Below are 25,943 nucleotides of genomic sequence, written 5' to 3'. Positions count from 1 at the left end.
TCATATTCAACGCACTTGTTTACTCTTTTAAACCAAACTTACTTAGGGTTAACTCACTTGAGATTAACCTGAGCACCAATAGGCTGAATTTGAGTCCGACACTTCCTCTGATATTGGCAGGCCCTATGCTGCGCCACTGCGATGCCACACATTTTACCTTGTGGTTTGTGAGTCGTGAGCCATTAACTGATCTTACGTTGCGCCTAGGTGAACATGAGGTTCCGTTGCAGGATGCCGATGTGCACTATGTGCCACTCGGGCAGCACGCCCATCAATATCTGATCATGCTGTCGCGACCAGAGTTACTCACGCCGAATCGAGTCACAAATTACCAAGTATCCGCCGCCCAACATGGGGATATTTTTGCCAACATCAGTCAGCTGAACTATGGCGATGCCTCATCGCCAAGTGTGCGTTTTATCCCAGAATTAACCCAAGTATTTCATGGTTCTTGCCGCAATCCGCATCACCACAGTGACGATGCGCTCGTCGCCGCAGATACCTATTTAGCCAAGAGAATCGACACGGGTGTAGCGGACGATCGCCCCGCTCTTATCGTGATGAGTGGCGATCAAGTTTATATCGATGATGTGGCAGGCCCCATGTTAAACGCCATAGGACAAGTCATCGACTTGCTTGGCCTTCAGCATGAGCAATTTGAAGGGGCGAACATAGCCAGTAGTGAAACACTGCATTATCAACCAGCCGATTTGTATCAGCGCCATAAAAACCTGCTGCCGCACACTCAATATCCCGCCAAAACCGCACTATGGCGTTGGTATCGCAATCACCCGATTTTCACTTCCTCCATCGCTGAGAATCATCTTGTCAGCCTGAATGAAATCATCGCCTTGTATTTACTTACTTGGTCGCCAGAGCTGTGGGAATTAGTCAATATCCCCAAGGATGTTGATGGCTTAATACCCGCCAATAACGCCCGCTGGCAGAATGAATGGCAACATTTGCTCGGCTTTAAAGCTGGGCTGACGCAGGTGAGGCGCTTTATGGCGCACATTCCCGTTTACATGATGTTTGACGACCACGACGTCACCGACGACTGGAACCTCACCGCCAAATGGGAACTCGCTGCCTACGAGCATGCATTTTCAAAACGCATTATAGGTAATGCCCTGATTGGCTATACCTTATTCCAAGGGCTTGGCAATGCGCCCGATAAATTTGCTGATGAAATCCGCCCGCTGCTCGATGCTTTTTTTGTACAGCCACAGAGTGAAAGTCAGGATCTACTCATCGACGAATTACTTAAATTTGAGCAATGGCATTACACCTTATCGACCTCGCCCAAACTTGTGGTGCTCGATACCCGCACTCGCCGCTGGCGCAGTGAATCCAATCTCGCAAAACCTTCCGGCTTAATGGATTGGGAGGCGTTAATGGATTTGCAGCAAGAATTGCTCGGCCAGTCGAAGGTCATTATTGTCTCGCCTGCACCTATGTTTGGGGTCAAATTGATTGAGGCGATACAGCGCACTGCCACGCTGATGGGCGCTTCTTTGTTGGTGGACGCCGAAAACTGGATGGCCCACCCCGGTGCCGCCAACGCGCTACTGAGTATTTTTATGCACCGTAAAACCCCAGAGGAATTTGTGATCCTCTCCGGCGATGTGCATTACTCCTTTAGTTACGACATCAGTATTCGCTTTCGGCGCAGCAGCCCTAACATCTACCAGATCACCTGCAGCGGCATTAAAAATCACTTCCCTGAGAAGCTGTTACCGATTTTCGATAAACTCAATGGCTGGCTTTACGGCCACTTTTCACCGCTTAACTTACTGACAAAACGAAAACGTATGTCGCTGCGCGGCAGAAGACCGAATGGTGCGCCAAGCAAACGTTTAGTGAATAAAAGCGGTATTGGGATTTTGGAACTTGCGGATGATGGTGCGCCGACAAAAATTGCGGTTTTACATGGTGATATGAGCGAAACCTTGTTCGAACCTCCCAAACAGGAATAACGAATTAGACAGGTTTATGATGTTTAACCGTCTCAGACTGAGTGGCACCAGAACCCGAATCCAACGGCGGAAGATTTTTAGATAAAGCCTCATCGGTGTCGACTTTCTTCGGCTGTACTTGATTAAAAATCAACGCCTCTGGCTGCGGCTTATTCGTCGGCTTTTCATGCACCATTTGGTCCCAAATCACTTTCGAGTCTTGGTCCACATCATCAGCCTCAATGACCGATGCTGCAGACGAACTCGGTTTCTTTGGTTCAATCACCGCAGCCCCCTTGCGGATCTCTGCGGCAATATCTTTTAAATAAGGTTGTTTCGTCCAGTCGCCAACAAACATGGCTGCCACTAATACCGCAGCGCAAAGTAAGATAGAGATCATCGCAGATTTAGTCATAATGGACTTCCTTCAAACAATCGTAATATGGCTCCCTATGGCAGAGACTCAGATACTGCAGCTTGTATTCATACCATCACAGGGCCAAGCGCACAATTGCACCCGATCATTTCCTTCAAGCAGACTGGAAATAATGCTTTCCGCTGACTAAAACGCAAAACCCTCACATTGCACGTCGTGATGGATCCCGCTCACAGGGTCAATGAAACGTAAACGCTGCGCCATCAACTTAAGAGGCGTCGCAAATTTATCCGGCCCTTTGGGTAATAAGCTTGGATAAAATCTGTCGTTTAACAATGGCATACCTAAGCTTTGCATATGCACCCGCAACTGGTGGGTTTTGCCGGTAATCGGGCTCAGGTGGAACAAACCAAGATCGCCTTTTATGGCCACTAGGCTGATTTCGGAATGGGTATTCGCCTCGCCTTCAACGATTTTCATGGTAAAACTCGGGTCGCTCGGCTGCATGCGGTTTTTTACCGTCCAATGCAGGGGTAACATTAAGCTTCCCTGTTGATATTGTTCAATAATCTCAGGTGTCAGCTTGGCAATCGCTTGATAGTCTTTACGAATAGCATCGTCGATAAATAATTGATGATAAAGGGCGCGGGTTTCGGGAGCGACTGTCATCAAGATCACCCCTGCGGTTTCACGGTCAAGCCTATGAGCAGGCGCAATAGTATCAATGCCAGTACGCAATCTTAGTCTATGCACCAGACATTCGTTCACATAATTACCGCTTGGAGTCACAGGTAAAAAGTGTGGCTTATAGGCCAAAATAACATTGTCATCTTGGAATAAGATCTGTTCTTCAAAGGGAATTTTCGCTTCGACCGGCACTTCACGGTAGTAATACACCCGCGCTGCTGGGCGATATTCGGTGTCCATGGCGATCAAACTGCCGTCGCGCCAATGCACTTTTCCATCGAGGATCCGCTGACGCCACACATCTTTACCTATGCGGGCAAAATGCTGCGCGAGAAAGGCAAACACTGTGGGTTTATCTGTGACATTCACAGGAAGCACTATGTAAGAAGGTTGGGCGGCGCGGGCAGATGCTGTCATATCACAAAAAAAGCGGCTATAGAAAGCCGCTATTCTAGCCTTTTTGTGGTTTTTCAGTCCACATGGGACTTGATAAGTTGCAGCACGAAGTCCAAGGTTTTGTGGCAATCGGGCTGATTCACTAACACTAATTTGTCTTTATTATACATGGGCAAAACCTCGAGCCAGCGCTGGCTTACCCAAGCTGCATCTTCTAAATGCACTTGAGAATAGAGCTCAAACAGATCGGGATTCACCTCATAAAATTGCTCTAATGCGGCACTTATTAGCTCAAATTCACCTATAATCGGCTCTTCTTGCCAGTTACGGCAGGGTAAAGTGCGCGCCATCCATAACTTATCTTTGGCCTGCGCCGCCGAGAGGATGCTGACGCGCTGGCGCCCTTCGAGCACTATGCTGAGTGAATCGTCTTCTAGCTGATTAAAATCGATAATGTCGCACTGGGTAGCGGTGGGATAACAGGGCGGACTGCCGCGGGGTCTGATAGTGGCAAAAGCGAGCGCATATTTTCCTTTATAGACATCGGCCACCATGCGCAGATGACCGGGGTCGACCACACGAACCTCTACCCGTCCCTGTGGCAGCAACAAGGCATCGCGCATGAGTAACGCCATTTCTCGTGTTTGCATAGCAACCTCCTGCCCCTCAAATAGAAGGAAACGAATATCAATGCATTCGTATTCCTTATTACCTTAGAGTGTAGCAGGTGGAATAATTTCCTTCCTGAAGCCCTTGAGTGCAAAATAAATTGGTAGCCCACTAGATTAAATCAGGGCATTTCAACCGCCGTTTTCTAAGCCCAATCACTGCGAACTAAAAACGCTCCAGTCGCTCTAGTACATTTCCCCTTGCGACAACCTCGGCAAACTCCTCGGCCAGACGCTCACTTAAGGCCACCGCTGTTCGCCAGTATTGCATCCGCTGCGCCGTATCCAGTTGTTTAAAATCTTCGCGGTCGGGGATTTTGCCAAAGGGCAATGAAGCCACAAATTCAGCCGATGGTGCTAACACGAGTGCATTGTGATAATTGGCTCGACCTTGGCGCCACTTCAAGGATTTATCGAACCATCCAGGGCTGATCGTCGGATAGAAATGCGGATACAGCGTCAAGCCAGTTGCGTGGGATAAAGGCAAGTCGAAGTGATAGTCGGTAATGCCGCCATCGTAATATTGCCCATCGGCAACGCCCTCAATTTGCGGCACTGGGGCTAGCAATAACGGAATCGACCCCGTTGCTAACATCACGGCATCGACATTGGCCTCGGTTAATTCGGCCTGCTGACTAGGTAAATCATTGAGCTGCAAAAAGGGGGATGCTACAGCTTGTTGACTAAAGACCACACGTTCAAAATGCCAGCCTAAACTTCGGCGGCTGACTAAGTTGGTCGCCGCCGTCATCGCCAGTCCGGCAGCGAGAGGTAACTTAGCCGTTAAACGATTTAAATGTTTGCCGCGGCACACCACTAAATGACTGTGAATATGAGCGTTATTGACGATCTCACTACCACCACTGGCGCCTAAAATCCCCTGCACTACGCCTTTAACTTGTGCACTGACTTCCTGCGGGGTTGGCATGCTGTCGTAACGCTGACCAATATAAAAATCCTCTAAGCGACCATAGGCTGCAAGGGGATCTTGCTGCGCCAAACAGGCTAAACGCCACGCCCCTGAAGACGCGCCAAGCGTATAAAGCGGTGTTTGTCTGTTTTTGAAAAACTCAGAAAACAGATACTTATCTAGCCCTGCGATACCAAGCCATTTAGGTCCACCGGAGGCGGCAAGTAGCTGGGTAAAATGTTCAGATTTAAGGCCTTGTTCTGCCAAGGTATTAAATGCTGTTGCTCCCGCGAGAAATCGTAACGCTGACAAATCTGTGTTCCTTCAAGCCAGTGCCATTAAAATGAAATAACGCATTAAACCACGATGGCGCACGTCAATAAACAATTCGTATCATGGACTTAACTCGCTCGTCATCAATATGTGGCAAGCGACTCAAGCACCCAAACACTCATAACATATCTGCAGATAACAAGGTTTCATCCATATATTCAACTGCATTTTGAACATTATCTAGAACACTCGGCTCTGAGTTAGCACATTTACGTCTAGATGTAACAATTGTTACAGTGATAACCTTCTCCACATTAAATTGTTACGTTATCTTTAATCTGCGCTCCTAAGTTTGAGTATCGGGTTACAAACATCATTGAGAGGTTTTTATGCGTCTAGCGATTATCGCATTAGCAGTGTCGTCTACACTGGCCATTCCAGCTGTTCAAGCCGAAGAGCAACAGCCTGGCTTCGAGAAAATCGAGATCATAGGCTCACGCATAGCGCTGCGCACAGCAACTGACAGTGTTGCTCCCGTAGACATTATCACTGCCGAGCAGCTCGAATCGACCGGCATGACTGAAACCGCTAAAGCACTGCAATTTGCTGCGCCAAGCTACAGCTTCCCATTTTCATCAGTAACAGATGGTTCAGATGCGGTGCGCCCCGCGAGTTTGCGCGGCCTGTCTCCCGACCACACCTTAGTACTCGTTAACGGCAAACGTCGTCACGGCTCAGCGCTAGTGCATTTAAGTGGCACTGTGGGTAAAGGTTCATCTAACGTCGACTTAAACGCTATCCCTATGACGGCGATTAAGCGTATCGAAATTCTGCGTGATGGTGCCTCGGCACAATACGGCTCTGATGCCATTGCTGGCGTCATCAACGTGGTGCTAAAGGACAGCGACCAAGGCGGTAGCCTCTCGGCTCAAGCAGGACAAACCTACATAGGTGATGGCGAGCAATGGCGTGTGGGTGTAAACCACGGCATTAGCTTAAGTGACGATGGCTTTGTGAATGTCTCCCTAGAAGCCCACCATAAAGACAGCACTAACCGCGCTGGATTGGACCCTCGTCAACAGTATGAAAAATTACCCGATGGCTCAGCTGATCCCCGCGAAGCCACATTTAACCGTAAGAGCCACCAAGTCGGCGATGCCGAATATGACAACTTAGGTCTATTCATCAACGCTGCCCAGCCCATCACAAAAGATGGCAAACTCTATGCGTTTGGTGGCATCAGCCAACGTGAGACTAAGTCAGGCGCCTTTTACCGCCGCGCACTCGACGCCCGTAACTTAACTGAAATCTATCCAGATGGTTTCTTGCCGCAAATCAATCCTAAAATTATCGATGCTTCCTTAGTGCTGGGGTATGAATTCAGCCTAGGCGAGTGGAATATCGATACTTCGGCTGGTCATGGTGAAAACTCATTTAACTACAATATTGTTAATACCTTAAACGCCTCTTTAGGCCCAGATAGCCCAACCGAGTTTGACGCGGGCACACTCACGACCCGTGAAACCAATCTTAATCTCGATGCCTCGCGCTACTTTGCCTTTGCCAATGACTCTGAAATCCTGTTTGCGACGGGTGTGTCGTGGCGCCAAAACGGCTATCAAATTGAAGCGGGTGAAACAGGTTCATACATCAATGGGGGTTACGACAACCGCGCTGCGGGTAGCCAAGGTTTCACCGGTTTTACCCCTGAGTCACAAGTGGATGAAACCCGTGATAACACCGGCGTTTATATGGAACTCGAAAATCAGTTAACCAATGAGTTTTACTGGGCGGCGGCGCTGCGTTATGAAAACTATTCTGACTTTGGTGGCAACACCAGTTGGAAGTTAGCGGGCCGTTACGACTTCACCGAAAACTTAGCCCTGCGCGGTACGATCAACACAGGCTTTAGAGCGCCGAGCGTACAACAACTGTACTTCAGCAATATCTCGACGCTGTTTAATCCCGATCCTGTAACTGGTCAGCTGGTGCCTATTGAGTCAGGCACTTTTAACACCCTATCGCCAGTGACCAAAGCACTGGGTATTAATGAGTTAGATCCCGAACTATCCCAGTCATTCAGTTTAGGCTTGGTGTACACCAATGACACAGGCTTAGCACTGACATTAGATGCATATCAAATCTCCATCGATGATCGCATTATTCTGTCGAGCTCAGTGACGCCTAATGATTCGCCCGCCGTAGCGGCAGCGTTAGCAGGCACCAATGCGGAATCGGCGCGCTTCTTTATCAACGCCGTCGATACCCGTACCCGTGGCGTAGACCTTGTAGTGAGCCAAGATTTTGATATCGGCTCTTGGGGTGATTTACGGGCTAACTTAGCCTATGCCTACAATAAGACTGAAATCCAAGATATTAATTTCCCAGAGATTTTAGACGGACTCGGCCCTAAACTATTCGATAGCATTGAACAAACTCGCATGACCTCGGCGACACCGCATAACACGGGTAATTTGGGCTTGACCCATGAGCTAGGCGACTTTAAGACCAATATTCGCCTCAGCTACTTTGGTGATTACACTGTCGGCTATTCAACGGGCGATGTGAATTACAGCGATCAATGGGTGATGGATCTGTCGGTGAGATACGCGGCAACCGATGCGCTAAGTTTCACCGCTGGGGTACAAAACCTGTTTGATGTGTATCCAGAAAAACGCCCTGATGACAATAACTTCGGAGGCATCTTCGTCTACCCATTAACCAACACCCCGTTTGGTTTTAATGGTGGCTATTACTTCTTAGAAGCTAAATACACTTACTAAGCGAGTCTTAGCGAACAAAGTGACACTTGATATAAAACAGGCCATGCTACGGCCTGTTTTTTTATGTCTAAAGCTTATGTCCTAACGGCGACTATCTGATTATAATCTTTACAATTCACTCATTCACATCCGCCATGTCGAGTAACCGATGATCGTCGATACCTTAGCAAACCGCCATATTTATCAATCCCTAAGCCCTCGGCTTGCCACAGCATTAGAACATCTTGCCACCACAGACTTTAGTCAGCTGCCCGTGGGCAATTATCCCCTCGATGGCGACAACATTTTTGTGATAGTCAACGACTACCACACTAAGCATAAATCAACAGAACCCTTTGAAGTACATCAAAAATATATCGATGTGCAATATGTGTTCAGCGGTGAAGAAGAGTTTGGTTATTTGCCACTAGCGGGCCAAACACCCTCAAAGCCCTATTTTGACAAACACGATTACGCCGAGTTTGATTACGAGACAAACAAAGCCAATGCCTCTTATGTGCAACTCAAAGCGGGTATGTTTGCGCTATTTTTCCCCGGTGACATGCATATGCCTGGCACGGGCGATATCGCCACAGCAGTGCGTAAAGTCGTGATAAAAGTAAAGATCTAACCCTTAAGCCATCTTTACCGAATCTCAGCTCGGGATTTTTAGCGTTATAGCGTCTTAAGCGCGCAGTGATATGCGCTTTGGCTATTTCCGATCCGAGCCAAATATTGCTAAAATTGCCACAAATTTAAAGGAGAGTCCCTGAAATGCCTATTTACGTTGTCGGTCACAAGATCCCCGATTCTGATTCAATCTGCGGTGCTATCGCGTTAGCCTATTTAAAAAACCAAATCGGTGAAGAAGCCATTGCCGCACGTTTAGGTGAATTGTCACCCGAAACCGCTTTTATTCTGGAACGTTTCGGCTTCGAAGCACCGGAATACAAAACCAGCTACGCTGGCGAGCAAGTGTATATTGTTGACCATTCAGAACTGACTCAAGCACCGGATGATATCGCCCAAGCGACCATCGTCGGGATTGTCGATCACCACAAGCTTGGCGATCTGACCACAGATACCCCGTTAGAATGCTGGATCCGCCCAGTAGGTTGCAGCAACACAGTGATCAAGATGATGTTCGACTTTTACCAAGTCGCTATCCCTAAAAATATCGCTGGCATCATGATGTGCGCCATTCTGAGCGATACCGTGATTTTCAAATCACCGACTTGCACCACTGCCGACATTCGTTGCGTTGAAGCCTTAGCTGAAATAGCTGGCGTTGAAGATTTCAAAGAACTGGGCATGGAAATGTTCAAAGTGAAATCAGCCGTACAAGGCACGCCAGCACGCGACCTCGTTATGCGTGACTTTAAAGACTTCAACATGAACGGTAACTTAGTCGGTATTGGCCAGTTAGAAGTCATCGACCTGTCAGTATTTGACGATATCAAGGCCGAGTTAGAAGCCGATATCAAAGCACTGAAAGTGGAAGGCAATCGCCACAGCGTATTGTTACTGCTGACTGACATTATGAAAGAAGGCTCAGAGCTGTTAATCGTGTCTGACGATAGCGACCTAACCCAACGCGCCTATGGCAAAACCCCGGTTGATGGCAAAGTGTGGTTAGACGGCGTGTTAAGCCGTAAGAAACAAGTTGTTCCTCAGCTACAAGCGGCATTCGCATAGTCGTTTTATGGTCGCGACGGTAGTACTGATATTAAGGCCGAACTGAGTTCGGCCTTTTTTATATTTCAGGTAAAAGCTCATAACCCCTGCGTTACGTCTATTCACCGCCGCTAATTAAAACTGGCATGAAACTTTGCTCATAAATCTATCCAGCCAGAGAAGTTGGCGAGTATGATGGGCCAATCGTCACACTGATTTGATCACTTTCATCCATGCCAGAAGCGCTACAACATATCATCACCGAACTCATCCCTTGGCTGCAGCAATACGGCTATGTGCTGCTATTTATCGCGATTGCTGTCGAGGGTTTTGGCATTCCAGCGCCGGGGCAATCCTTATTGATTGTCGCAAGTTTATTAGCTGCTGCAGGGCAAATGTCACTGCCATTGGTCTTGATCGTCGCAGCTTGCGCTGCACTCTGCGGTAACAGTTTGGGATATTTTATCGGTTGGCGCTTTGGTGATGTGTTGCTTAAGAAGGGCTGGATAAAACCGCAATTGGAAGACAAAATCCATGGCGTTATTGGTCAATATGGCATTGCCGCTTTAGTGCTGAGTCGTTTTGTTGAGGGATTAAAACAATTTATGTTTATCGGCTGCGGCTTGGCTAAAATGCCACTTAAGCAATTTGTAATAGGTAATGCCCTAGCCACCAGCATTTGGGTGGCACTTTTTGGGTTAGGCCCAGTGTTAATCCGCGATGAAATTGCTCCTATGCTGACGTTTTACCACCAGCACAAATACCCCACATGGGCCATTGTCAGCCTAATACTCGCCGCGTTAATCACTTTTACTTGGCGCAAGTGGCAAACCAAAAATCCGCAGTAAGCGATTTAGGATCTATTCTTCCGATTCCTTTTGGATTACCTAAATCACTTTATGCCTTCAGTCTCAACCTTAGGTTGAGGCTCTGCGCCGTCATTTGGCTTAGCCTCAGGTTTTGATTCTAGTTCTGGCGCTTTGATTGGCGCGTGCGGTACCTCAGTAACGGCAGACTTATCTTGTTCCTGTGATACGTTTGGTTCCTGCAATGGTGCGTTGACCTCAGGCGTCGGTGAACCTTGTTCTTCAGGTAAGGGCTCGACAATCATCACCGGCTCTTGTGGCACAGGCGCTTCACCTTGTGTGGATGTTGCAGCTTCTGACTCTGGCGCTAAAGTACCGAGATCTTGGTTTGCGGGACTTTCCACTGCATGTTTAGGTAATTGATTTCGATACAAATCAATCATACTCATCACTTCAGACAAAGCTTTGGCATGATCCGGCGTCAGAATACCATTGTGTCCTGAGACGATTTCATCCGACACCGCCAGCACCCACACGGCCTGCATATTGGCATCGGGACAGGTTTGCACGGTACGACGGGCCTGCAGACGAGCACGAATTTTCCAGCCAGAATGGGGCAAGGTCATCATACAGCCAGGGATTTGATCGTGCGCCATCAAAGCCGATGGCATCTTCATCGGCGTAGTGCAATTGCCACCTGAGCATTTGTCGATATCGTGGGTAATAGCCCAAGAGTTACCGACGGCGCGCTCGCCATCCTTGATATAATTGAAGGCTTCTTTCACCGCAAAATCGCCCTTCGACTGCAATACCACCATACTTGGTTTTTGCCTATCTAAGCTCACTAAGGTATCGAGTGGCTGGTACTCCTTCGCGGGCACGGCAGGATTTAACAGTAAGAATAAATTAGGATTATCCTGCTGATGATCGATAGCAGCCTTGATGCGGTCTTTGCTGGCATGCAAAACAACCGCCCCGCCAAGACTATGACCAATTACGGTATAACGCAGCAGTTTATGCTCTGTCACTAAGCCATCTAGCTTATCAAGCAGTTGGGATAAACCTAGCTGACCTATGCGTTTAGCAACCCGTTTACGCTGTAAAATGGTAGGAAAATCTAAGGGTTCAATCCAGCTTTTCGCATCATCTGAGCCATCGAGCCAGAAAGGATCGTATTTATCGCCGCGCCAGCCAATATACAAACCCAATAAGTTGCGCTGCGTATCGGACGCCGCCATCTGCTGATAAAACTGCTCGAAGGCGATAAAGTTTTCATCTTTAGGCTCTGCACTATGGTGCCAGCCGTGGATAAAGATCAATAGTTCAGGGATTTGAGCAGGCTCAGGCTGAGATATGCGCGCCTCTAGACCTTGCCATTGCCTTTCGTCATGGGGCTGACCTTGATCGTTAAACTCAATCACATGGAAGTTTTGCTTCGCGATATCTGGGCCGGGAATGTGGTAAGCCTGATCTGGAATAAAAGGGAGTAAGACACAAAGCGACAACAACATTAAAAACAGTAACTTGTACTGGGTAAACTTTTTCAGGCTCATTTATAACAACATAATTAACGGCCAAGCTAGGCCAAAATAGACGTGCTGAAAGGGGCTAACAGCAAAAGTGCCGAAATTATACGCTAACCCCATTGACCCAGCTAGTGCCTAAATTGCTTTTCGCCACAGCTTATGAGCTGATTTAACGCCAAGTATCAGGCAGCGTAACTTGGCTCCACAGCTCTTTACATAGCGGCTGACTATCGTGCCAATCGCCGCCATCAATCCATTTAACCAGCGCATCCCCAACCTGAGGATAGGCAATCGGATTAGGTGATGCCGTTTTCAGCCAGCGCTTAACGACGTTCACATCGAGACTCATCATGCTATCTGCGGCCGCCAAGAGTTGCAGCGCCGCCACATTCGATAATTGCTCAAACTGGCCAATCAGTGGTTTCACTAACAACTTTTTACCTAAGGTTAATGCTTCGCTGGCAAGCTCAAAGCCCGCATTGCCGATAACACCACCGCAGCTGGCAAGATGTTGCTTAAAGCCCTCACGATTAAAGCCGTGCCACTTAATGTGTTCCGCAATTTGTCCCTTAGGCTGTTGGCTGTGGTACACCAAAAACTGATAGTCACTGAAATGCGACAGGAAACGAGCAATCACATCCGCATCCTCAAATGGCAAATACACTAAGATTTGATGCGTGTGTTCGAATGGGCTGGCATCCACTTCGACAAAAGGCGGCAAGATAGGGAAACCAAAGTGATGCCAATGGCACCCCAGCGCGATATCCACAGGGGCGAAGTAATTGAGCAGCATTTCATTAAACCAAGTGCTACCGAGTTTTGGCACAGGATGAGTCAACGCCGCCTGATGGCTAATGCCAATCGATGGCACGCCTTGGCGCCGCGCCGCCCAAGCCGATACTGGCTCAAAGTCGTTGAGCACAAGATCGTAGCAACTGAGATCTAAGGCTTTAATATCTTTAAATAACGACAATGACAGATTCTGCCGAACCGTTTGCGGCACATTCACGCGCCCGGAGTGAGTCGCAAACGTCATGCCCGCTTGTACGCGATAATCACCAAAGCATTCCATATCGAAAAACTGATCTGGCTTACGCCCCGAAAATAAAAAGTCCACTTCAATATCTTGTTTCATCAGTGCTTTAGCCATGACGCGTGCACGACTTAAGTGGCCATTCCCTGTGCCTTGAACTCCGTAGAGTATTCGCATTACGTATCCTTAAACTGATGAGTGAAGGAGAATTCCAACTAATGAGATGAAATGATTAACGTGCGCTTACTTGAATTAAATCACCGGATGGACCAGTAATACTGCCCCCATCCCCAATGAGGCTCCCGCCAAAATATCTAAGGGATAATGCACGCCGAGTGCAATACGTGAGCCCCCTATGCTAAAAGCCCATAAAAACGCGATAGGAGCCGCAACGGGATAAACTTGCGCCACACTCGTTGCCATCACAAAGGCTGCGGCCGTATGACCCGACGGTAAACTGAAGCGATCAGATGGCTCAAAACCACTCTCAAATCCCACAAGCGCATGGCAAGGTCGTGTACGGCGAATGCTATTTTTCAGCAGTAAATACAGCGGCAACTCCACCAAAAAACTCGCTAACATCAAGTTGAATAAGGCCTGCCCTTGAGCGTGAGTCAGCATCAAGCCCACTGACAAATATAAATACACATGCCCATCGCCACTCGCCGATACCCGCTTTGCATGGGCATATAAACCATGACGTTGGGTAAAACTCACGATATGGCAAAACATTCGCTTATCTAAGTCAGCAACGTAACTCAACATAAAACAGGCTCCTTGCTGGCATGCCAGCGAGTTTTACTGCGATGTTAATCTGTGCATTCTCTCGACGACGCTTAGAGTGCTTGGTATCACGCAACCGACTCACCAAGGCCCTACTCACGATTGAATTCGTTATTTACCGTTTGCTGGCTAATTTAAAGTTTGCTAATGGTCAAACCCGAGTCGAATTAGCTAAAGCACTATTAGATAACTTGAGACTAAGAAAGACCTGTGACGGCTAAGTGACATCTGCTCGAAGGTTTTATGACAAGAAGCATGTCTTGGGCTTTGATCTAGAAGGATTCTAGGGACATTATGCTGGAGCTAAAGGATTTTTTCAGTTATAGCGATAGGACTGAGACAGGATATTGTGTTGCTCTAAATGTGAATCCCAAGAGCAACACAATCAAATAAACTTAGGCTGCGGCGGGAGTATTCGCCTTAGCGCGGTAAATTTTCGTCAAATGGTAAATATTAATACAAGCAACAAACGCATTCATGCCAGCCACTGGCCAAGCAGAAATAAACACCCCATAAACAACAAATAGGGTACATCCCACAAAATTCAACCATCGCAACCAAATGATATTCTTCATCATTAGAGAGATCGCCACCATTACAGAGGCAAAATAACCAATAATTTCAATCGTATTTACAGCTTCCATAGGCACCTCTCGAAGGCCCTCTACCGTCCATAAGCGTAACGGGGGGTCCATGCCCCTAAAGCAAATTAAGTTAAGTAAGTTAATTTAAACTTGGGATATAATACCAAAGCACGCAACAGAGTTGTAATAAAAAACCGTTATTTAATGACTAATATCAAGTTTTACCGCATAACTTCTAAAGTGCGACGAAAATTTACTACAGATGTGTTAACAGCCCAATGGCAACAATACCGTGATTGATAACACTTTTCTTTTCAAGAATCCCTTTTATACTGGCGTAAACTCGCTAAACTGTACGCAACGCGGATCAATAGGAGTGTAAATATGGAATACAACACCTCAGAATTATGTGACATGTACTTAGATGTCGTAGATGTAGTCGAGCCCATGTTCAGTAACTACGGTGGTTGTAGCTCTTTTGGCGGTTCTATTAGCACCATCAAGTGCTTTGAAGACAACGGCCTAATCACCGAAGTCCTACAAGAGGATGGTCAAGGTAAAGTCTTACTCGTTGATGGCGGTGGCTCATTACGCCGTGCGCTGATCGATGGTGCTATCGCTGAACTTGCGGTTAGCAACAACTGGGAAGGCATTATCGTTTACGGTTCTGTACGCGATGTGGATGCATTGGAAGAGTTAGACATTGGTATTCAAGCCCTTGCCTCAATTCCAGTGGGTGCTGATGGCAATTCAGTGGGCGAAGTGGAAATTCCGGTCAATTTTGGCGGTGTGACCTTCTTACCCGGCGATCACATTTATGCTGATAACACAGGTGTGATTTTATCACCTGAACCACTCGACATTGAGTAATCTCACTGTTCAGCCAAGAAAGCCAGCTAAGCTGGCTTTTTTATTCACTATTTTCAGCGTTTCCCCATTGAATCCTCGCGCCACACTGGCCACAATAGCTCGACTCCGGCCGAATAAGAATATCAATCTATGCCTGAATTTATTCCCTTTACCCATACAGATATTGCCTCATTAGTCAGCCCAAGAACCGGCGAAACTAAGTTAGGCCAATGCGTCCATCTGGCTAATCACGAACATACGTTAGAGACCATACTCGCCACTGCCAAAGCCCACGGGGCAAGCTTTGCTATTTTCGGCGTCGGTGAAGATATCGGCCCACGTGCCAACTTAGGCCGTGGCGGTGCGACCGATGCGTTCACTACCAGTATGCGCCAATGGCTCAATCTGCAATCGAATCGCTTTCTTTCTGGTGCCGAATGCCTAGTGTTAGGCCAAGTTAACACCGCCGATCTGCAACAACAAACCGCGAACAATACAACAGCTAATACCGACGTCACCTTAGATGAATTACGCGACGCGGTGGAGCAACTCGATGAGCGCGTGATCCGCATCGTTAGTGCAATTTTAAAGGCGGGTTTAGAACCCATACTCATCGGCGGCGGGCATAACAATGCCTATGGTTTATTGATGGCGACCTACGGCCACTATCAGCGCCAAGTTGCGGCGGTAAATCTTGACCCTCATTCGGATTTTCGTCTGCTCGAAGGTCGTCACAGCGGCAATGGCTTTAGTTACGCAGCCGATCGCGGCGCCTTAGGTTGCTACCATGTGCTGGGTTTACACGAGTTAAAAAACAGCGAAGCCAATCTAAGTCAACTCGGCGAATTTGGTGGTACTTGGCATAGCTTGCAACAGATTTGGGTGCGCCGCGAAATCAGTCTCAGCCAAGCCTTGCTTGAGATCGCCGCCAAACTGAATGACACAGGTTTGCCCGTAGGGCTGGAGCTCGACGTCGACGCTATCGCTAAAATGCCCAGTAGCGCCTCAACGGCAGCGGGGGTGCCATTGCTCGATGCGGCGCATTATGTCAGTTATATCGCCCGCCACTGCCCTTGTGCTTATTTGCATTTAGCCGAGGCTGCGCCAAGTTGCCACGAAGCGGGAATTGAAGCTGGATTTAGGGATGTTGGCCAAAGCCTCAGCGAGCTTATCTACGCTTATGTGCAGGCTCGGATGCAGTTTTTGGCACAATGAGCGCCATCAGTTATAGCCAACTGGACGCTAAGCTATTCACCAAATCCTGATATTGTGGTCTAATGCCAGTCCATTTTACGTGGTCGACAAGCACTTAATCCTACGACTGTTAGGGAGTGCCTCAAGCTAAGGCATTGCAGTTAGTTTACTAGCTCGATCACAGAGTGATAGATCAAAGATTCAGCAAATGCAGGCGATGGCTTACACTCGCAACTAATACATTGCAAAACAATAGGAACACATTGATGTCTGAGGGCGAATCTAAAAGTACCCACTTTGGTTACAAAACCGTAGAGGCCGATAAAAAGGCCGAACTCGTTGCCGGCGTGTTTCATTCTGTTGCCGCTAAGTACGACATAATGAACGATGTGATGTCCTTCGGCATTCACCGTTTTTGGAAGCGTTACACCATTGAAGTATCTGGCGCACGCCCTGGCATGAAAGTGCTCGATTTGGCTGGCGGCACCGGCGACTTAACCGCAAAATTCTCTCACTTAGTGGGCGATAAAGGTGAAGTGGTTTTAGCTGACATTAACGATTCCATGTTGAAAGTCGGTCGCACTAAGTTGCGCGACAAGGGCATAGTCAACAATGTCAGTTATGTGCAAGCCAACGCCGAAGCACTGCCGTTTCCCGATAACCACTTCGACATCATTACCATCGCCTTTGGTCTGCGTAACGTGACCGATAAAGATGCGGCGCTGCGTTCGATGAACCGCGTGCTTAAGCCAGGTGGCAAGTTATTAGTGCTTGAGTTCTCTAAGCCTCAGCATGAAATCATGCGCAAAGTGTATGATTTATATAGCTTCAAAGTCTTACCTAAGATGGGCGAACTCATCACTAAAGATGCCGACAGCTACGAGTATCTGGCTGAATCGATTCGTATGCATCCAGATCAAGATACATTAAAGCAAATGATGGTAGATGCCGGCTTCGAGCAAGTCGACTACACCAACATGACCGACGGCATTGTCGCATTGCACCGTGGTTATAAATTCTAATGATGCCGCAAGAAGTTGTGCTGCTTGTCTGCGCCGCAATTGAAACGGGCCTGAAAAAACTTCAGGCTCAAGCGGGTGACGACTATTCGCGCCAGCGCCAGTTGCATGGCAAAGTGTTCCGCATCCAATTATCGCAGCTCAGCTGGCCACTCTATTTGGTGTTTGCCAAAGAGATCCAAGTACTGAGCCGCTATGAAGGCGATGTCGATGTCAGTCTGCATGCCGATGCGACCACGCTTTATCGCGTGTCCGAAGGCGCAAACCTGACTGAACTTATCAAGCAAGATAAGCTCAAGCTTGAGGGAGATCTCAATCTATTACAAAGCTTTAGCCAATATCTACGCGGCATCGAGTTTGACTTTGCCGAGCCAATTTCGCGTTATTTAGGCGATGGTCCCACCCATAAGCTCATCAGCACTGGCCATCAGGCAAAGGGTTTTGCACTCGAAGTGTTGCGTAAAACGCGCTCCCACTTAGGCCAACTCGCCGTTGAAGAGTATCGCCTCGCACCGCACCCAATTGAGTTACTTCATTTTCGCGATCAAATGGATGATTTAGTTGCCGATACCCGCGCGATTGAACAACGGATTGCCCAATTAAGAGACCAAATTAAGCCATGACCCTTGCCAGTATCCGCCGCGGTTACCATGTCATCAAGACCTTGCTTCAGTACGGGTTAGATGACGTATTGCCGCCAAAGATGACACCTTGGTACTTTAAACTCGCCCGTAATAGTCTGTTCTGGATCCGCAATAAGCATAAAAATAAGCCCGGTGGCGAACGCTTAAAATTGGCGATGCAGGAACTCGGCCCCGTTTATATCAAGCTTGGACAAATGCTCTCGACCCGCCGCGATTTACTCAGCGATGGATGGGCCAGTGAATTGGCCATGCTACAGGACAAGGTGCCGCCCTTTGATGGTGCGCTGGCCCGCCAAGCGATTGAAGCTGAGCTAAAAGCGCCGATTGAATCCCTATTCGATGACTTTAATGAAATCCCGCTGGCCTCAGCCTCTATTTCGCAGGTGCATACAGCGACCTTAAAATCTAACGGTAAAGACGTCGTGCTTAAGGTACTACGGCCGAATGTAGAAACCAAGATTCAGGCCGATCTGCAGTTGATGTCGCAAACCGCCAAGTTGATTGAATATCTCCTAGGTGAAGGTAACCGCCTGCGCCCTGCAGAAGTAATTGAAGATTACCGAGTGACCATTTTAGGTGAGTTAAACCTTAAGCTCGAAGCCTTAAACGCAGTCAAGTTACGCAACAACTTCCTCGACTCAGATGCACTCTATGTGCCTTATGTGTATGAGGAGTTTTGCTATCCGCGCCTCATGGTGATGGAACGAATTTACGGTATTTCGGTCTCGGATATTGCCGCCCTTAAAGCGCAAGGCACCAACTTTAAGTTATTGGCTGAGCGCGGAGTAGAGCTGTTTTTCACCCAAGTGTTCCGAGATAACTTTTTCCATGCCGACATGCATCCGGGCAATATCTTTATTTCCCGCGATCACCCAGAGAACCCTTATTACATAGGGCTCGATTGCGGCATCATGGGCACACTCAGCGAAGTCGATAAACGCTATCTCGCCGAGAATTTCCTCGCCTTCTTTAATCGCGATTATCACCGAATTGCCCAGCTCTACATTGAATCAGGCTGGGTGTCGGAAAAAACCGATCTACAGGCCTTTGAACAGGCCATCAAAGTAGTGTGCGAACCTATGTTCAACAAGCCGCTCGACGAGATTTCCTTTGGTCATGTGTTACTGGAATTATTCCGCACTGCACGCCACTTCGATATTGTGGTGCAACCGCAATTGGTATTGCTGGAAAAAACCTTACTCTATATCGAAGGCTTAGGTCGTCAGCTGTATCCGCAGTTGGATTTATGGCAAACCGCCAAACCGTTTTTAGAGCAGTGGATGGCCGACCAAGTGGGACCTAAGGCTATGTTTAAAAAGGTATCCACAAAACTGCCATATTGGGCTGATAAACTACCAGAATTCCCTGAACTGATTTACGATAACCTTAAGTTAGGCAGGAAATTGCTGAGTTCTCAGCAACAAATGCTAGATAAGTATTTGAAATACCAGCAGCAGGCTCACAAGAGTAACTACTTGCTTATCACTTCTGCAGTTTTATTGATCTGTGGCACGTTATTGATCAATAGAGACGCTACACTATGGACCCCTTATGTTTGTCTAGTTTCAGGCATTATATTGTGGTTTGTCGGATGGCGATCTAGGCCAAAGAATCGCAAATTTTAGCTAGCACTAATAAATCATAGGTTCATAATAGAACCGATATCAATTAAGAGGATACCTTCATGGGTGGTATTAGTATTTGGCAACTTCTTATCGTTGCATTAATCGTTGTCTTGTTGTTTGGAACTAAAAAATTACGCTCTTTAGGCGGTGATTTAGGTGGTGCGGTGAAAGGCTTCAAAAACGCCATGTCTTCAGAAGAAGATAAAAAGGCATTAGAAGACACCGAAGCGGCTAAAACAGCACAAACGACTCAACAGGCGACTGAAAAGAAACCTGAGTCTAACAAAGAACAGGCGTAACTCTTTATGTTTGACGGTATCGGCTTTATGGAGCTGCTGCTGATCGGTGTTTTGGGGCTAGTGGTTCTTGGCCCCGAACGTCTACCGGTTGCGGTGCGTTCGATAACGAGTTGGATCCGTGCGATGAAACGCATGGCTAACTCGGTAAAAGAAGAACTTGAGCAGGAGCTGAAGATCGAGCAGTTACATGCGGATCTTAAAAAAGCCGAGAGCAAAGGTTTATCTAACCTCTCACCTGAACTCAAAGAGTCTATTGAACAACTGAAGCAAGCGGCACAGTCTGTGAACCGTCCTTATCAAGTTCAGGATCCGGTAAAAGACACGCCTGCGTCAGAGAATCAAATACATTCTCCAGTTGCGAGCCCAGTTCAAACTAGTCCAGCTCAATCGAGCCAAGCTAATCCGACTGCCACTGTAGAGGCGAGTCCAGCACCGGCATCTCCCGCTACTCCAAGTGAGCCATCTCAGGGCGCGGATACCCGTTCTAACCCGAAAGCCAACGGATAATTCATGTCGCAACAGCAGCCACTTATCAGCCATTTGCTTGAACTTAGGTCCAAGTTGCTAAAATCCATTGCCAGCGTGTTATTAGTATTCATTTGCAGCGTGTACTGGGCAAATGATATCTACCATTACATGGCAATACCTTTAATGCAGTCTTTACCCCTTGGTGGCAGCATGATTGCCACGGATGTCGCTGCACCTTTCTTCGCGCCTTTTAAATTGACCCTAGTATTATCGTTTTTTGTGGCTGTGCCCTATGTGTTGTTCCAAATCTGGTCTTTTGTCGCACCGGGTTTATACAAGCATGAAAAACGTTTAGTGATGCCACTGCTATTTAGCAGTACCTTATTGTTTTATCTTGGTATCGCCTTCGCTTATTACATAGTATTCCCCGTCGTTTTTGGCTTCTTTGCTAACAATGCGCCAGAGGGCGTTCAAGTTGCGACCGACATTACCAGTTACCTTAACTTCATTCTGAAGCTGTTCTTTGCCTTTGGTCTATCCTTTGAAATCCCTATCGCCGTTGTTTTACTATGCTGGGCGGGTGTGACAACACCTGAAGAACTTAAGCAAAAACGTCCTTATATCGTCGTAGGCGCCTTCGTTGTGGGCATGCTGTTAACCCCACCCGATGTAATTTCCCAGACTATGCTTGCCGTACCAATGCTGTTATTGTTCGAAGGCGGTTTATTAGCGGCTCGTTTCTACAGTAAGCAAGGTGACGACGAGTCTGACAAAGATAGCGAACAAACAAACGACTAACGTCCTCGATGGCGTTAGGGGAATAATATAATAAGGAACATTCTCATGCGCTTAACTCTTATGGCAGCAGCAATTATGCTGGTATCAGTCCAAGCAAATGCCAGCATTGAACAACAGTTAACCCAATGTGCAGCAACAGCCGATAAACTCGACCGCTTGATTTGCTATGACAAGCTAGCAGAAAACGTCAAAAGCGTAACGCCTGCTTTAGCGAGCACTCAAGCCGCGCCTGCGACTGTAGCAACCATTGCAGCCCCGACTGCTGTAGCAGTAGCGGCCACCGCGCCCCAAGCGCAAGCCGCTAATATTGTCGATGACTTTGGGATGGAAGCTAAGCGCGTTCAAGAAAATACGGTCGATAAGATTTATCTGGAAGTACAGTCTATTACTGAAGATCCCTACGGTGCTATCAAAGTAACATTCACTAATGGTCAGGTGTGGAAACAAACCGACGGCCGTAAGTTCAACTTAAAGCAAGGCGAAAAAGTCTACATTGAAAAAGCAGCCCTAGGCTCTTTCTTAATGGGCACTGATGAGCGCAATGCCAAGGCACGGGTAAAACGCCTAAACTAATGCCCTCATACATAGATATCGCTGTCAATTTACTTGGCAGCGCACTCGAGCCAGACACAGCATCGATAATACAAGCGGCGGCGGACCAAGGGGTTTCGCCGTTAATTGTTATTGGCAGCGATTTAACTGAAAGTGCAGCTGCCATCGCGATTTGCCAACAATATCCCAATCAACTTTATTGCACTGCTGGCGTACATCCTCACCATGCCAGTGGCTGGCAAGCTGACTCAAGCAAGCAACAAGCCGAACTCTGCCAAGCACGGCAAGTGGTTGCCGTTGGGGAATGTGGCTTAGACTACAATCGTGATTTCTCTCCTCGCCCTATCCAGCGCCAAGCATTTATTGCCCAACTCGCCTTAGCCGTTGAACTGCAAATGCCCGTGCTGATGCACGAACGCGATGCCCACCAAGACTTTATTGCTATCCTGCGGGAATATCGCCCACAGCTTAGTGGCGCGCTTTTGCATTGTTTCACTGGCACTCACACCCAAATGGAAGCCTATATCGACCTCGATTTGCATTTAGGCATTACAGGCTGGGTTTGCGATGAAAGACGTGGCCAAGAATTGGCGCAACTCGTGCCATTTATTCCGCAGAACCGCATTTTAATCGAAACAGATAGCCCGTACTTATTGCCTCGCAGCATGCGGCCTAAGCCTAAATCGAGTAAGAACAAGCCCGAATATCTCCCCTACATCGCGAGTTATATTGCAAACTTGCGCGGTGAAAATGCTGATGAGTTTGCAGCGCGTTGCTACCAGAATAGCGTAGCTTTTTTTAATTTGGACCGAGTCCATGCTTAAACGAAACTCGTCACTCATACTCTTGCTGTGGCTATGGATGTGTTCAACACCTTCATTCGCAACCCTATTAAGCATTGATGAATCAACGGCAACACCGTTAAACCTTACGCCTTGGTTGATGGTGAGCCACCCCACTTCGGCGAAGGAATTTACCGAGATCCAAGCCTTGCCAAAAACGGATTGGCATAACTTCACCAATAAAGACATTCAAAAACTCAGCGGCCATGATTTTTGGCTGAGTTTCAGCTTAACCAGCCCAGACGAAACACTTTCACGCATTTTAGCGTTAGATAACCCCTTGTTAGACAAAGTGACTATCTACCATTTAGTCAATAATAAGCTCGCTAATACTGTGCTTATGGGCGACACCTTTCTCTATAACGAACGGCCATTTTTGAGCAATATCTTCCTGTATCCTTTTAAGCTCAACATGGATGATACCCATACTTTTTATTTGCATATTCAGACCGAAGGCAGCGCTGCGGTATCGTTGAATCTCTGGTCATCTAACGACTTAGCCCAGATTGCTGAATCAACCGCCGTCGAACATGGTTTCCAACTCGGCGTACTGGCCGCGATTGGTATCTTTAGCCTCTTTATTGCCATTGCATCGGGCTCATTCAGTTACAGCTATTATTCCGGCTACGTGCTGAGCATGACCTTACTCGTCGCTACCATCAACGGTTTTGCCTTTCGATTTCTCTGGCCCAATTGGCCGATATTACAGCAAGTTATGGTGCCATTTTTACTGCCAATCGTTATGGCGTTTGCGCTGATGTTTACCGAAAAAATATTACAGCTCAAATATTTAAACCGCCGCATGCTGCTGACTTGTCGCTATAGCGCTGTGTATATCCTATGTATTGGACTCGCCACGCCTTTTATCCAATATGGAACGGCGCTCTATATCGAGATCATTTCCGTTGCAGTGCTCAGCCTGGTACTGATGGTCTTTGCCATTACTCAGGCTATCAATGGCCATAAACTCGCACGTATGTACACTATTGGCTGGGTGAGTATGCTGACAGGAGCTTGCATCAGTAGCTTGTTGTACCTCAGCGTGATTGACCTCAATTTAAAACCGCAAACGCCTGTGATGCTTGGGCTGACTTTTGAAATTATCTTCATGTCTCTGGTGCTCGCCATCCGCTATAACGATGAGCGCAAAGCTAAACTACGTATCCAGCAAGAAGCCTTAAAGCAAGCACAGAAAATTCGTAGTGCACGGGAAGAAGCCCTAAAAGCGGAAGCCGAGAGCAATGAGAAACTCGAGCAAATGGTGCAAGAGCGCACCTTAGAACTTGAAATCACCCTCAGAGAATTGCATGAGGTGAACCAAAAGCTCACCGAACAAAGCACTATTGACAGTTTAACTGGGGTTAAAAACCGCAGTGCTTTCGATAAACGTTTGATTGCTGAAAGCCGGATCAGCCGCAGGCAAGAAACACCCATAGCCCTGTTGATGCTCGATATCGATCGCTTCAAGCTGATCAACGATAGATTTGGCCATCTTGCAGGCGATGAAGCCTTACGAACCATAGCCCAAACATTACAGCAACATTTAAAGCGGCCAACAGATCTCGTATCACGTTATGGAGGCGAGGAGTTTGCTATCATCCTGCCTAATACAGCAGAAGATGGTGCACTCCAAGTCGCTGAAACGATAAGAGACGCAGTTTCCTCTCTCCATTTCGAATGGGAAGGTGAAGTGATACCTTTGACTATCAGTATTGGGGTCAGTGCCGATATCGTCACTAACGATCAACACAGCACCAAATTATTAGAACAAGCGGATAAAGCCCTCTACCAAGCCAAAAATAGTGGACGTAATCAAGTCAGCTTGTATTCATCCGTTCCAAGTAAGACCAGTACCTAATTAGGAGTCAAATTTGAATATCATTACCAGTGCCTTCCCTCAGCGCAGAATGCGCCGCATGCGTAAACATGATTTTAGCCGTAGTCTCATGGCTGAAAATCAGCTGACGGTCAACGACCTGATTTATCCTATGTTTGTTCTAGAAGGCAGCAATCGCAGTGAAAAGATCGCCTCTATGCCAGGTATTGAACGTTACTCAATAGACCTCCTACTAAAAGAAGCAGAAGAATCGGTTGAGTTAGGCATCCCATTAATTGCGCTCTTCCCTGTGACGCCTGCAGAGAAAAAGACCTTAATGGCAGAAGAAGCTTATAATGCCGATGCCTTAGTGCAACGTGCTGTACGCGAGCTCAAAAATGCCTTTCCTCAACTTGGCATCATGACAGACGTAGCACTAGACCCCTTCACTACTCACGGTCAAGACGGCATCATAGATGAGACAGGCTACATTCTTAATGACATCACCACCGAGATTTTAGTGAAGCAAGCATTGTCACACGCTGAAGCCGGTGCAGACATAGTTGCACCGTCAGACATGATGGATGGCCGCATAGGCGCTATTCGCCAAGCCTTAGAAGCTGCAGGCCACGTAAACACCCAAATCATGGCTTACTCAGCAAAATACTCTTCAAGCTACTACGGCCCGTTTCGTGACGCAGTAGGCTCAGCAGGCAATCTCAAAGGCGGCAATAAACACAGCTACCAGATGGATCCTGCAAACAGTGACGAAGCTCTGCATGAAGTCGCACTTGATATTCAAGAAGGTGCTGACATGGTCATGGTTAAGCCAGGCATGCCGTATTTAGATATAGTGCATCGCGTTAAAACTGAACTTGCAGTGCCAACATTCGCCTATCAAGTCAGTGGTGAATACGCCATGCACATGGCCGCCATCCAAAATGGTTGGTTAGCCGAAAAAGCCATCGTCATGGAATCTCTACTTTGCTTTAAACGCGCAGGCGCAGACGGCATCTTAACTTACTTCGCTAAACGTGCCGCCCAGTGGCTTAAAGAAGCTTAGACCTCGCGATAGCTGTGAATCAATTGAAGAAAGCAGCCTTATGGCTGCTTTTTTGTATCTAGCCGGTGATAACTATCGAGACTAAATCAGCACATTTGGAGTTATGGAGAGAGTAACCGGAGACAAACCTATACCAACTTAATGAATTAACTGGTCAGAACATTTCACTGGCTAGTACGCAACTCTATCACTCTTACTTTCCTCTCATTCCATACGATAGAACACTGCTCGACAATGTCGCCATAGCCACTAACACGACGATTGGCCAACACATTTTGACCCAGCCATTGCCATACCGGCTCCATCGGATTCAACTCCGGTGCATAATACCATTCCGCATT

25 protein-coding genes and 1 pseudogene are annotated in these 25,943 nt (G+C 47.5%); 17 read left to right on the top strand and 9 right to left on the bottom strand.

The window, feature by feature from the left end; all coding sequences use genetic code 11:
* Positions 1 to 125 precede the first annotated feature (125 nt).
* Positions 126 to 1,976 carry an alkaline phosphatase D family protein gene (locus tag Q4Q54_RS19420; protein WP_311989316.1) on the top strand — a complete coding sequence of 617 codons (1,851 nt, stop codon included), beginning with the start codon at positions 126 to 128 and terminating at the stop codon, positions 1,974 to 1,976.
* Positions 1,977 to 1,980: 4 nt separating this feature from the next.
* Here Q4Q54_RS19420 and Q4Q54_RS19415 read toward each other — a convergent pair whose 3' ends face one another.
* The 4 genes from Q4Q54_RS19415 to Q4Q54_RS19400 form a co-directional block, all read right to left on the bottom strand.
* The gene (locus Q4Q54_RS19415; protein ID WP_311989303.1) at positions 1,981 to 2,370 is read right to left on the bottom strand and encodes a hypothetical protein; all 390 of its coding nucleotides are present in this window, start codon (positions 2,368 to 2,370) and stop codon (positions 1,981 to 1,983) included.
* Positions 2,371 to 2,517: 147 nt separating this feature from the next.
* The gene (locus Q4Q54_RS19410) at positions 2,518 to 3,435 is read right to left on the bottom strand and encodes a pseudouridine synthase (RefSeq protein WP_311989302.1); all 918 of its coding nucleotides are present in this window, start codon (positions 3,433 to 3,435) and stop codon (positions 2,518 to 2,520) included.
* Between the two features lie 53 nt (positions 3,436 to 3,488).
* On the bottom strand, positions 3,489 to 4,064 hold the full coding sequence (locus Q4Q54_RS19405) for an LON peptidase substrate-binding domain-containing protein (RefSeq protein WP_311989301.1): 576 nt from the start codon (positions 4,062 to 4,064) through the stop codon (positions 3,489 to 3,491).
* Between the two features lie 184 nt (positions 4,065 to 4,248).
* Positions 4,249 to 5,304 carry an alpha/beta hydrolase gene (locus tag Q4Q54_RS19400; protein ID WP_311989300.1) on the bottom strand — a complete coding sequence of 352 codons (1,056 nt, stop codon included), beginning with the start codon at positions 5,302 to 5,304 and terminating at the stop codon, positions 4,249 to 4,251.
* Positions 5,305 to 5,654: 350 nt separating this feature from the next.
* Between Q4Q54_RS19400 and Q4Q54_RS19395 the strand changes: the two genes are divergently transcribed.
* From Q4Q54_RS19395 to Q4Q54_RS19380, 4 genes are all read left to right on the top strand, one after another.
* The gene (locus tag Q4Q54_RS19395) at positions 5,655 to 8,048 is read left to right on the top strand and encodes a TonB-dependent receptor (RefSeq protein WP_311989299.1); all 2,394 of its coding nucleotides are present in this window, start codon (positions 5,655 to 5,657) and stop codon (positions 8,046 to 8,048) included.
* Positions 8,049 to 8,196: 148 nt separating this feature from the next.
* The gene (locus Q4Q54_RS19390; RefSeq protein ID WP_006087102.1) at positions 8,197 to 8,658 is read left to right on the top strand and encodes a YhcH/YjgK/YiaL family protein; all 462 of its coding nucleotides are present in this window, start codon (positions 8,197 to 8,199) and stop codon (positions 8,656 to 8,658) included.
* 143 nt (positions 8,659 to 8,801) lie between these two features.
* A complete protein-coding gene (locus Q4Q54_RS19385; RefSeq protein WP_311989298.1) occupies positions 8,802 to 9,722 on the top strand; it encodes a manganese-dependent inorganic pyrophosphatase in 921 nt (306 codons plus the stop codon).
* Between the two features lie 212 nt (positions 9,723 to 9,934).
* The gene (locus tag Q4Q54_RS19380) at positions 9,935 to 10,549 is read left to right on the top strand and encodes a DedA family protein (RefSeq protein ID WP_311989297.1); all 615 of its coding nucleotides are present in this window, start codon (positions 9,935 to 9,937) and stop codon (positions 10,547 to 10,549) included.
* Between the two features lie 44 nt (positions 10,550 to 10,593).
* Here the strand turns inward: Q4Q54_RS19380 and Q4Q54_RS19375 are convergent, their stop codons facing one another.
* The 4 genes from Q4Q54_RS19375 to Q4Q54_RS19360 all read right to left on the bottom strand — a co-directional run bounded on the left by Q4Q54_RS19375 (position 10,594) and on the right by Q4Q54_RS19360 (position 14,493).
* On the bottom strand, positions 10,594 to 12,060 hold the full coding sequence (locus Q4Q54_RS19375; RefSeq protein WP_311989296.1) for a thioesterase: 1,467 nt from the start codon (positions 12,058 to 12,060) through the stop codon (positions 10,594 to 10,596).
* A gap of 142 nt (positions 12,061 to 12,202) precedes the next feature.
* Positions 12,203 to 13,243, bottom strand: coding sequence for an MJ1255/VC2487 family glycosyltransferase (locus tag Q4Q54_RS19370; RefSeq protein ID WP_311891336.1), 1,041 nt, complete (start codon positions 13,241 to 13,243; stop codon positions 12,203 to 12,205).
* 75 nt (positions 13,244 to 13,318) lie between these two features.
* Positions 13,319 to 13,831 (bottom strand): phosphatase PAP2 family protein, encoded by a 513-nt coding sequence (locus Q4Q54_RS19365; protein ID WP_300483027.1) that lies wholly within the window; start codon positions 13,829 to 13,831, stop codon positions 13,319 to 13,321.
* A gap of 413 nt (positions 13,832 to 14,244) precedes the next feature.
* Positions 14,245 to 14,493 carry a YgjV family protein gene (locus Q4Q54_RS19360; RefSeq protein WP_006083323.1) on the bottom strand — a complete coding sequence of 83 codons (249 nt, stop codon included), beginning with the start codon at positions 14,491 to 14,493 and terminating at the stop codon, positions 14,245 to 14,247.
* Between the two features lie 324 nt (positions 14,494 to 14,817).
* Here Q4Q54_RS19360 and rraA point away from each other — a divergent pair, with 324 nt between their 5' ends.
* From rraA to hemB, 12 genes are all read left to right on the top strand, one after another.
* Positions 14,818 to 15,303: a ribonuclease E activity regulator RraA gene (gene rraA, locus Q4Q54_RS19355; RefSeq protein ID WP_006083324.1), complete on the top strand. Its 486-nt coding sequence runs from the start codon at positions 14,818 to 14,820 to the stop codon at positions 15,301 to 15,303.
* Positions 15,304 to 15,432: 129 nt separating this feature from the next.
* Positions 15,433 to 16,497, top strand: a complete 1,065-nt coding sequence (locus tag Q4Q54_RS19350; protein ID WP_311989295.1) for a formimidoylglutamase — start codon at positions 15,433 to 15,435, stop codon at positions 16,495 to 16,497.
* 245 nt (positions 16,498 to 16,742) lie between these two features.
* On the top strand, positions 16,743 to 17,498 hold the full coding sequence (gene ubiE / locus Q4Q54_RS19345) for a bifunctional demethylmenaquinone methyltransferase/2-methoxy-6-polyprenyl-1,4-benzoquinol methylase UbiE (RefSeq protein ID WP_006083326.1): 756 nt from the start codon (positions 16,743 to 16,745) through the stop codon (positions 17,496 to 17,498).
* Complete coding sequence (locus tag Q4Q54_RS19340; RefSeq protein ID WP_006083327.1) at positions 17,498 to 18,118, top strand: SCP2 domain-containing protein; 621 nt, start codon at positions 17,498 to 17,500, stop codon at positions 18,116 to 18,118. The genes ubiE and Q4Q54_RS19340 overlap by 1 nt, the downstream gene beginning before the upstream one ends.
* A complete protein-coding gene (gene ubiB / locus Q4Q54_RS19335) occupies positions 18,115 to 19,764 on the top strand; it encodes a ubiquinone biosynthesis regulatory protein kinase UbiB (RefSeq protein WP_311989294.1) in 1,650 nt (549 codons plus the stop codon). The genes Q4Q54_RS19340 and ubiB overlap by 4 nt, the downstream gene beginning before the upstream one ends.
* Positions 19,765 to 19,823: 59 nt before the next feature.
* Positions 19,824 to 20,063 (top strand): Sec-independent protein translocase subunit TatA, encoded by a 240-nt coding sequence (gene tatA, locus Q4Q54_RS19330; protein ID WP_006083329.1) that lies wholly within the window; start codon positions 19,824 to 19,826, stop codon positions 20,061 to 20,063.
* 6 nt (positions 20,064 to 20,069) lie between these two features.
* Positions 20,070 to 20,570: a Sec-independent protein translocase protein TatB gene (tatB, locus tag Q4Q54_RS19325; RefSeq protein ID WP_311989293.1), complete on the top strand. Its 501-nt coding sequence runs from the start codon at positions 20,070 to 20,072 to the stop codon at positions 20,568 to 20,570.
* Positions 20,571 to 20,573: 3 nt separating this feature from the next.
* Entirely contained in the window at positions 20,574 to 21,329 is a 756-nt protein-coding gene (gene tatC, locus Q4Q54_RS19320) for a twin-arginine translocase subunit TatC (protein WP_012586613.1), read from the top strand.
* 45 nt (positions 21,330 to 21,374) lie between these two features.
* Positions 21,375 to 21,902 (top strand): hypothetical protein, encoded by a 528-nt coding sequence (locus Q4Q54_RS19315; RefSeq protein WP_300483046.1) that lies wholly within the window; start codon positions 21,375 to 21,377, stop codon positions 21,900 to 21,902.
* The gene (locus Q4Q54_RS19310; protein ID WP_311989292.1) at positions 21,902 to 22,705 is read left to right on the top strand and encodes a TatD family hydrolase; all 804 of its coding nucleotides are present in this window, start codon (positions 21,902 to 21,904) and stop codon (positions 22,703 to 22,705) included. The genes Q4Q54_RS19315 and Q4Q54_RS19310 overlap by 1 nt, the downstream gene beginning before the upstream one ends.
* The gene (locus Q4Q54_RS19305; RefSeq protein ID WP_311989291.1) at positions 22,698 to 24,581 is read left to right on the top strand and encodes a diguanylate cyclase; all 1,884 of its coding nucleotides are present in this window, start codon (positions 22,698 to 22,700) and stop codon (positions 24,579 to 24,581) included. Before Q4Q54_RS19310 ends, Q4Q54_RS19305 begins: the two co-directional genes overlap by 8 nt.
* A 13-nt stretch (positions 24,582 to 24,594) precedes the next feature.
* Entirely contained in the window at positions 24,595 to 25,602 is a 1,008-nt protein-coding gene (gene hemB / locus Q4Q54_RS19300) for a porphobilinogen synthase (protein WP_311989290.1), read from the top strand.
* 164 nt (positions 25,603 to 25,766) lie between these two features.
* On the opposite strand, the pseudogene Q4Q54_RS19295 reads toward hemB, so the two are convergent.
* Positions 25,767 to 25,943 (bottom strand): annotated as a pseudogene (locus Q4Q54_RS19295) (IS630 family transposase); the annotation flags it as partial.

Source organism: Shewanella sp. SP2S2-4 (assembly GCF_031932025.1).
In the GTDB taxonomy this organism is placed as follows: domain Bacteria; phylum Pseudomonadota; class Gammaproteobacteria; order Enterobacterales; family Shewanellaceae; genus Shewanella; species Shewanella baltica.
This window is presented reverse-complemented; position numbering and strand designations above follow the sequence as displayed.

Coding starts and splice junctions, on each gene's coding strand:
- Q4Q54_RS19380 (WP_311989297.1), top strand. CDS start 9,935: ATGCCAGAAGCGCTACAACATATCATCACCGAACTCATCCCTTGGCTG.
- ubiE (WP_006083326.1), top strand. CDS start 16,743: ATGTCTGAGGGCGAATCTAAAAGTACCCACTTTGGTTACAAAACCGTA.
- Q4Q54_RS19315 (WP_300483046.1), top strand. CDS start 21,375: ATGCGCTTAACTCTTATGGCAGCAGCAATTATGCTGGTATCAGTCCAA.
- Q4Q54_RS19340 (WP_006083327.1), top strand. CDS start 17,498: ATGATGCCGCAAGAAGTTGTGCTGCTTGTCTGCGCCGCAATTGAAACG.
- Q4Q54_RS19350 (WP_311989295.1), top strand. CDS start 15,433: ATGCCTGAATTTATTCCCTTTACCCATACAGATATTGCCTCATTAGTC.
- Q4Q54_RS19395 (WP_311989299.1), top strand. CDS start 5,655: ATGCGTCTAGCGATTATCGCATTAGCAGTGTCGTCTACACTGGCCATT.
- Q4Q54_RS19305 (WP_311989291.1), top strand. CDS start 22,698: ATGCTTAAACGAAACTCGTCACTCATACTCTTGCTGTGGCTATGGATG.
- Q4Q54_RS19385 (WP_311989298.1), top strand. CDS start 8,802: ATGCCTATTTACGTTGTCGGTCACAAGATCCCCGATTCTGATTCAATC.
- Q4Q54_RS19370 (WP_311891336.1), bottom strand. CDS start 13,243: ATGCGAATACTCTACGGAGTTCAAGGCACAGGGAATGGCCACTTAAGT.
- Q4Q54_RS19420 (WP_311989316.1), top strand. CDS start 126: ATGCTGCGCCACTGCGATGCCACACATTTTACCTTGTGGTTTGTGAGT.
- ubiB (WP_311989294.1), top strand. CDS start 18,115: ATGACCCTTGCCAGTATCCGCCGCGGTTACCATGTCATCAAGACCTTG.
- Q4Q54_RS19360 (WP_006083323.1), bottom strand. CDS start 14,493: ATGGAAGCTGTAAATACGATTGAAATTATTGGTTATTTTGCCTCTGTA.
- Q4Q54_RS19405 (WP_311989301.1), bottom strand. CDS start 4,064: ATGCAAACACGAGAAATGGCGTTACTCATGCGCGATGCCTTGTTGCTG.
- tatC (WP_012586613.1), top strand. CDS start 20,574: ATGTCGCAACAGCAGCCACTTATCAGCCATTTGCTTGAACTTAGGTCC.
- Q4Q54_RS19375 (WP_311989296.1), bottom strand. CDS start 12,060: ATGAGCCTGAAAAAGTTTACCCAGTACAAGTTACTGTTTTTAATGTTG.
- Q4Q54_RS19390 (WP_006087102.1), top strand. CDS start 8,197: ATGATCGTCGATACCTTAGCAAACCGCCATATTTATCAATCCCTAAGC.
- rraA (WP_006083324.1), top strand. CDS start 14,818: ATGGAATACAACACCTCAGAATTATGTGACATGTACTTAGATGTCGTA.
- tatB (WP_311989293.1), top strand. CDS start 20,070: ATGTTTGACGGTATCGGCTTTATGGAGCTGCTGCTGATCGGTGTTTTG.
- Q4Q54_RS19415 (WP_311989303.1), bottom strand. CDS start 2,370: ATGACTAAATCTGCGATGATCTCTATCTTACTTTGCGCTGCGGTATTA.
- Q4Q54_RS19410 (WP_311989302.1), bottom strand. CDS start 3,435: ATGACAGCATCTGCCCGCGCCGCCCAACCTTCTTACATAGTGCTTCCT.
- Q4Q54_RS19365 (WP_300483027.1), bottom strand. CDS start 13,831: ATGTTGAGTTACGTTGCTGACTTAGATAAGCGAATGTTTTGCCATATC.
- tatA (WP_006083329.1), top strand. CDS start 19,824: ATGGGTGGTATTAGTATTTGGCAACTTCTTATCGTTGCATTAATCGTT.
- Q4Q54_RS19310 (WP_311989292.1), top strand. CDS start 21,902: ATGCCCTCATACATAGATATCGCTGTCAATTTACTTGGCAGCGCACTC.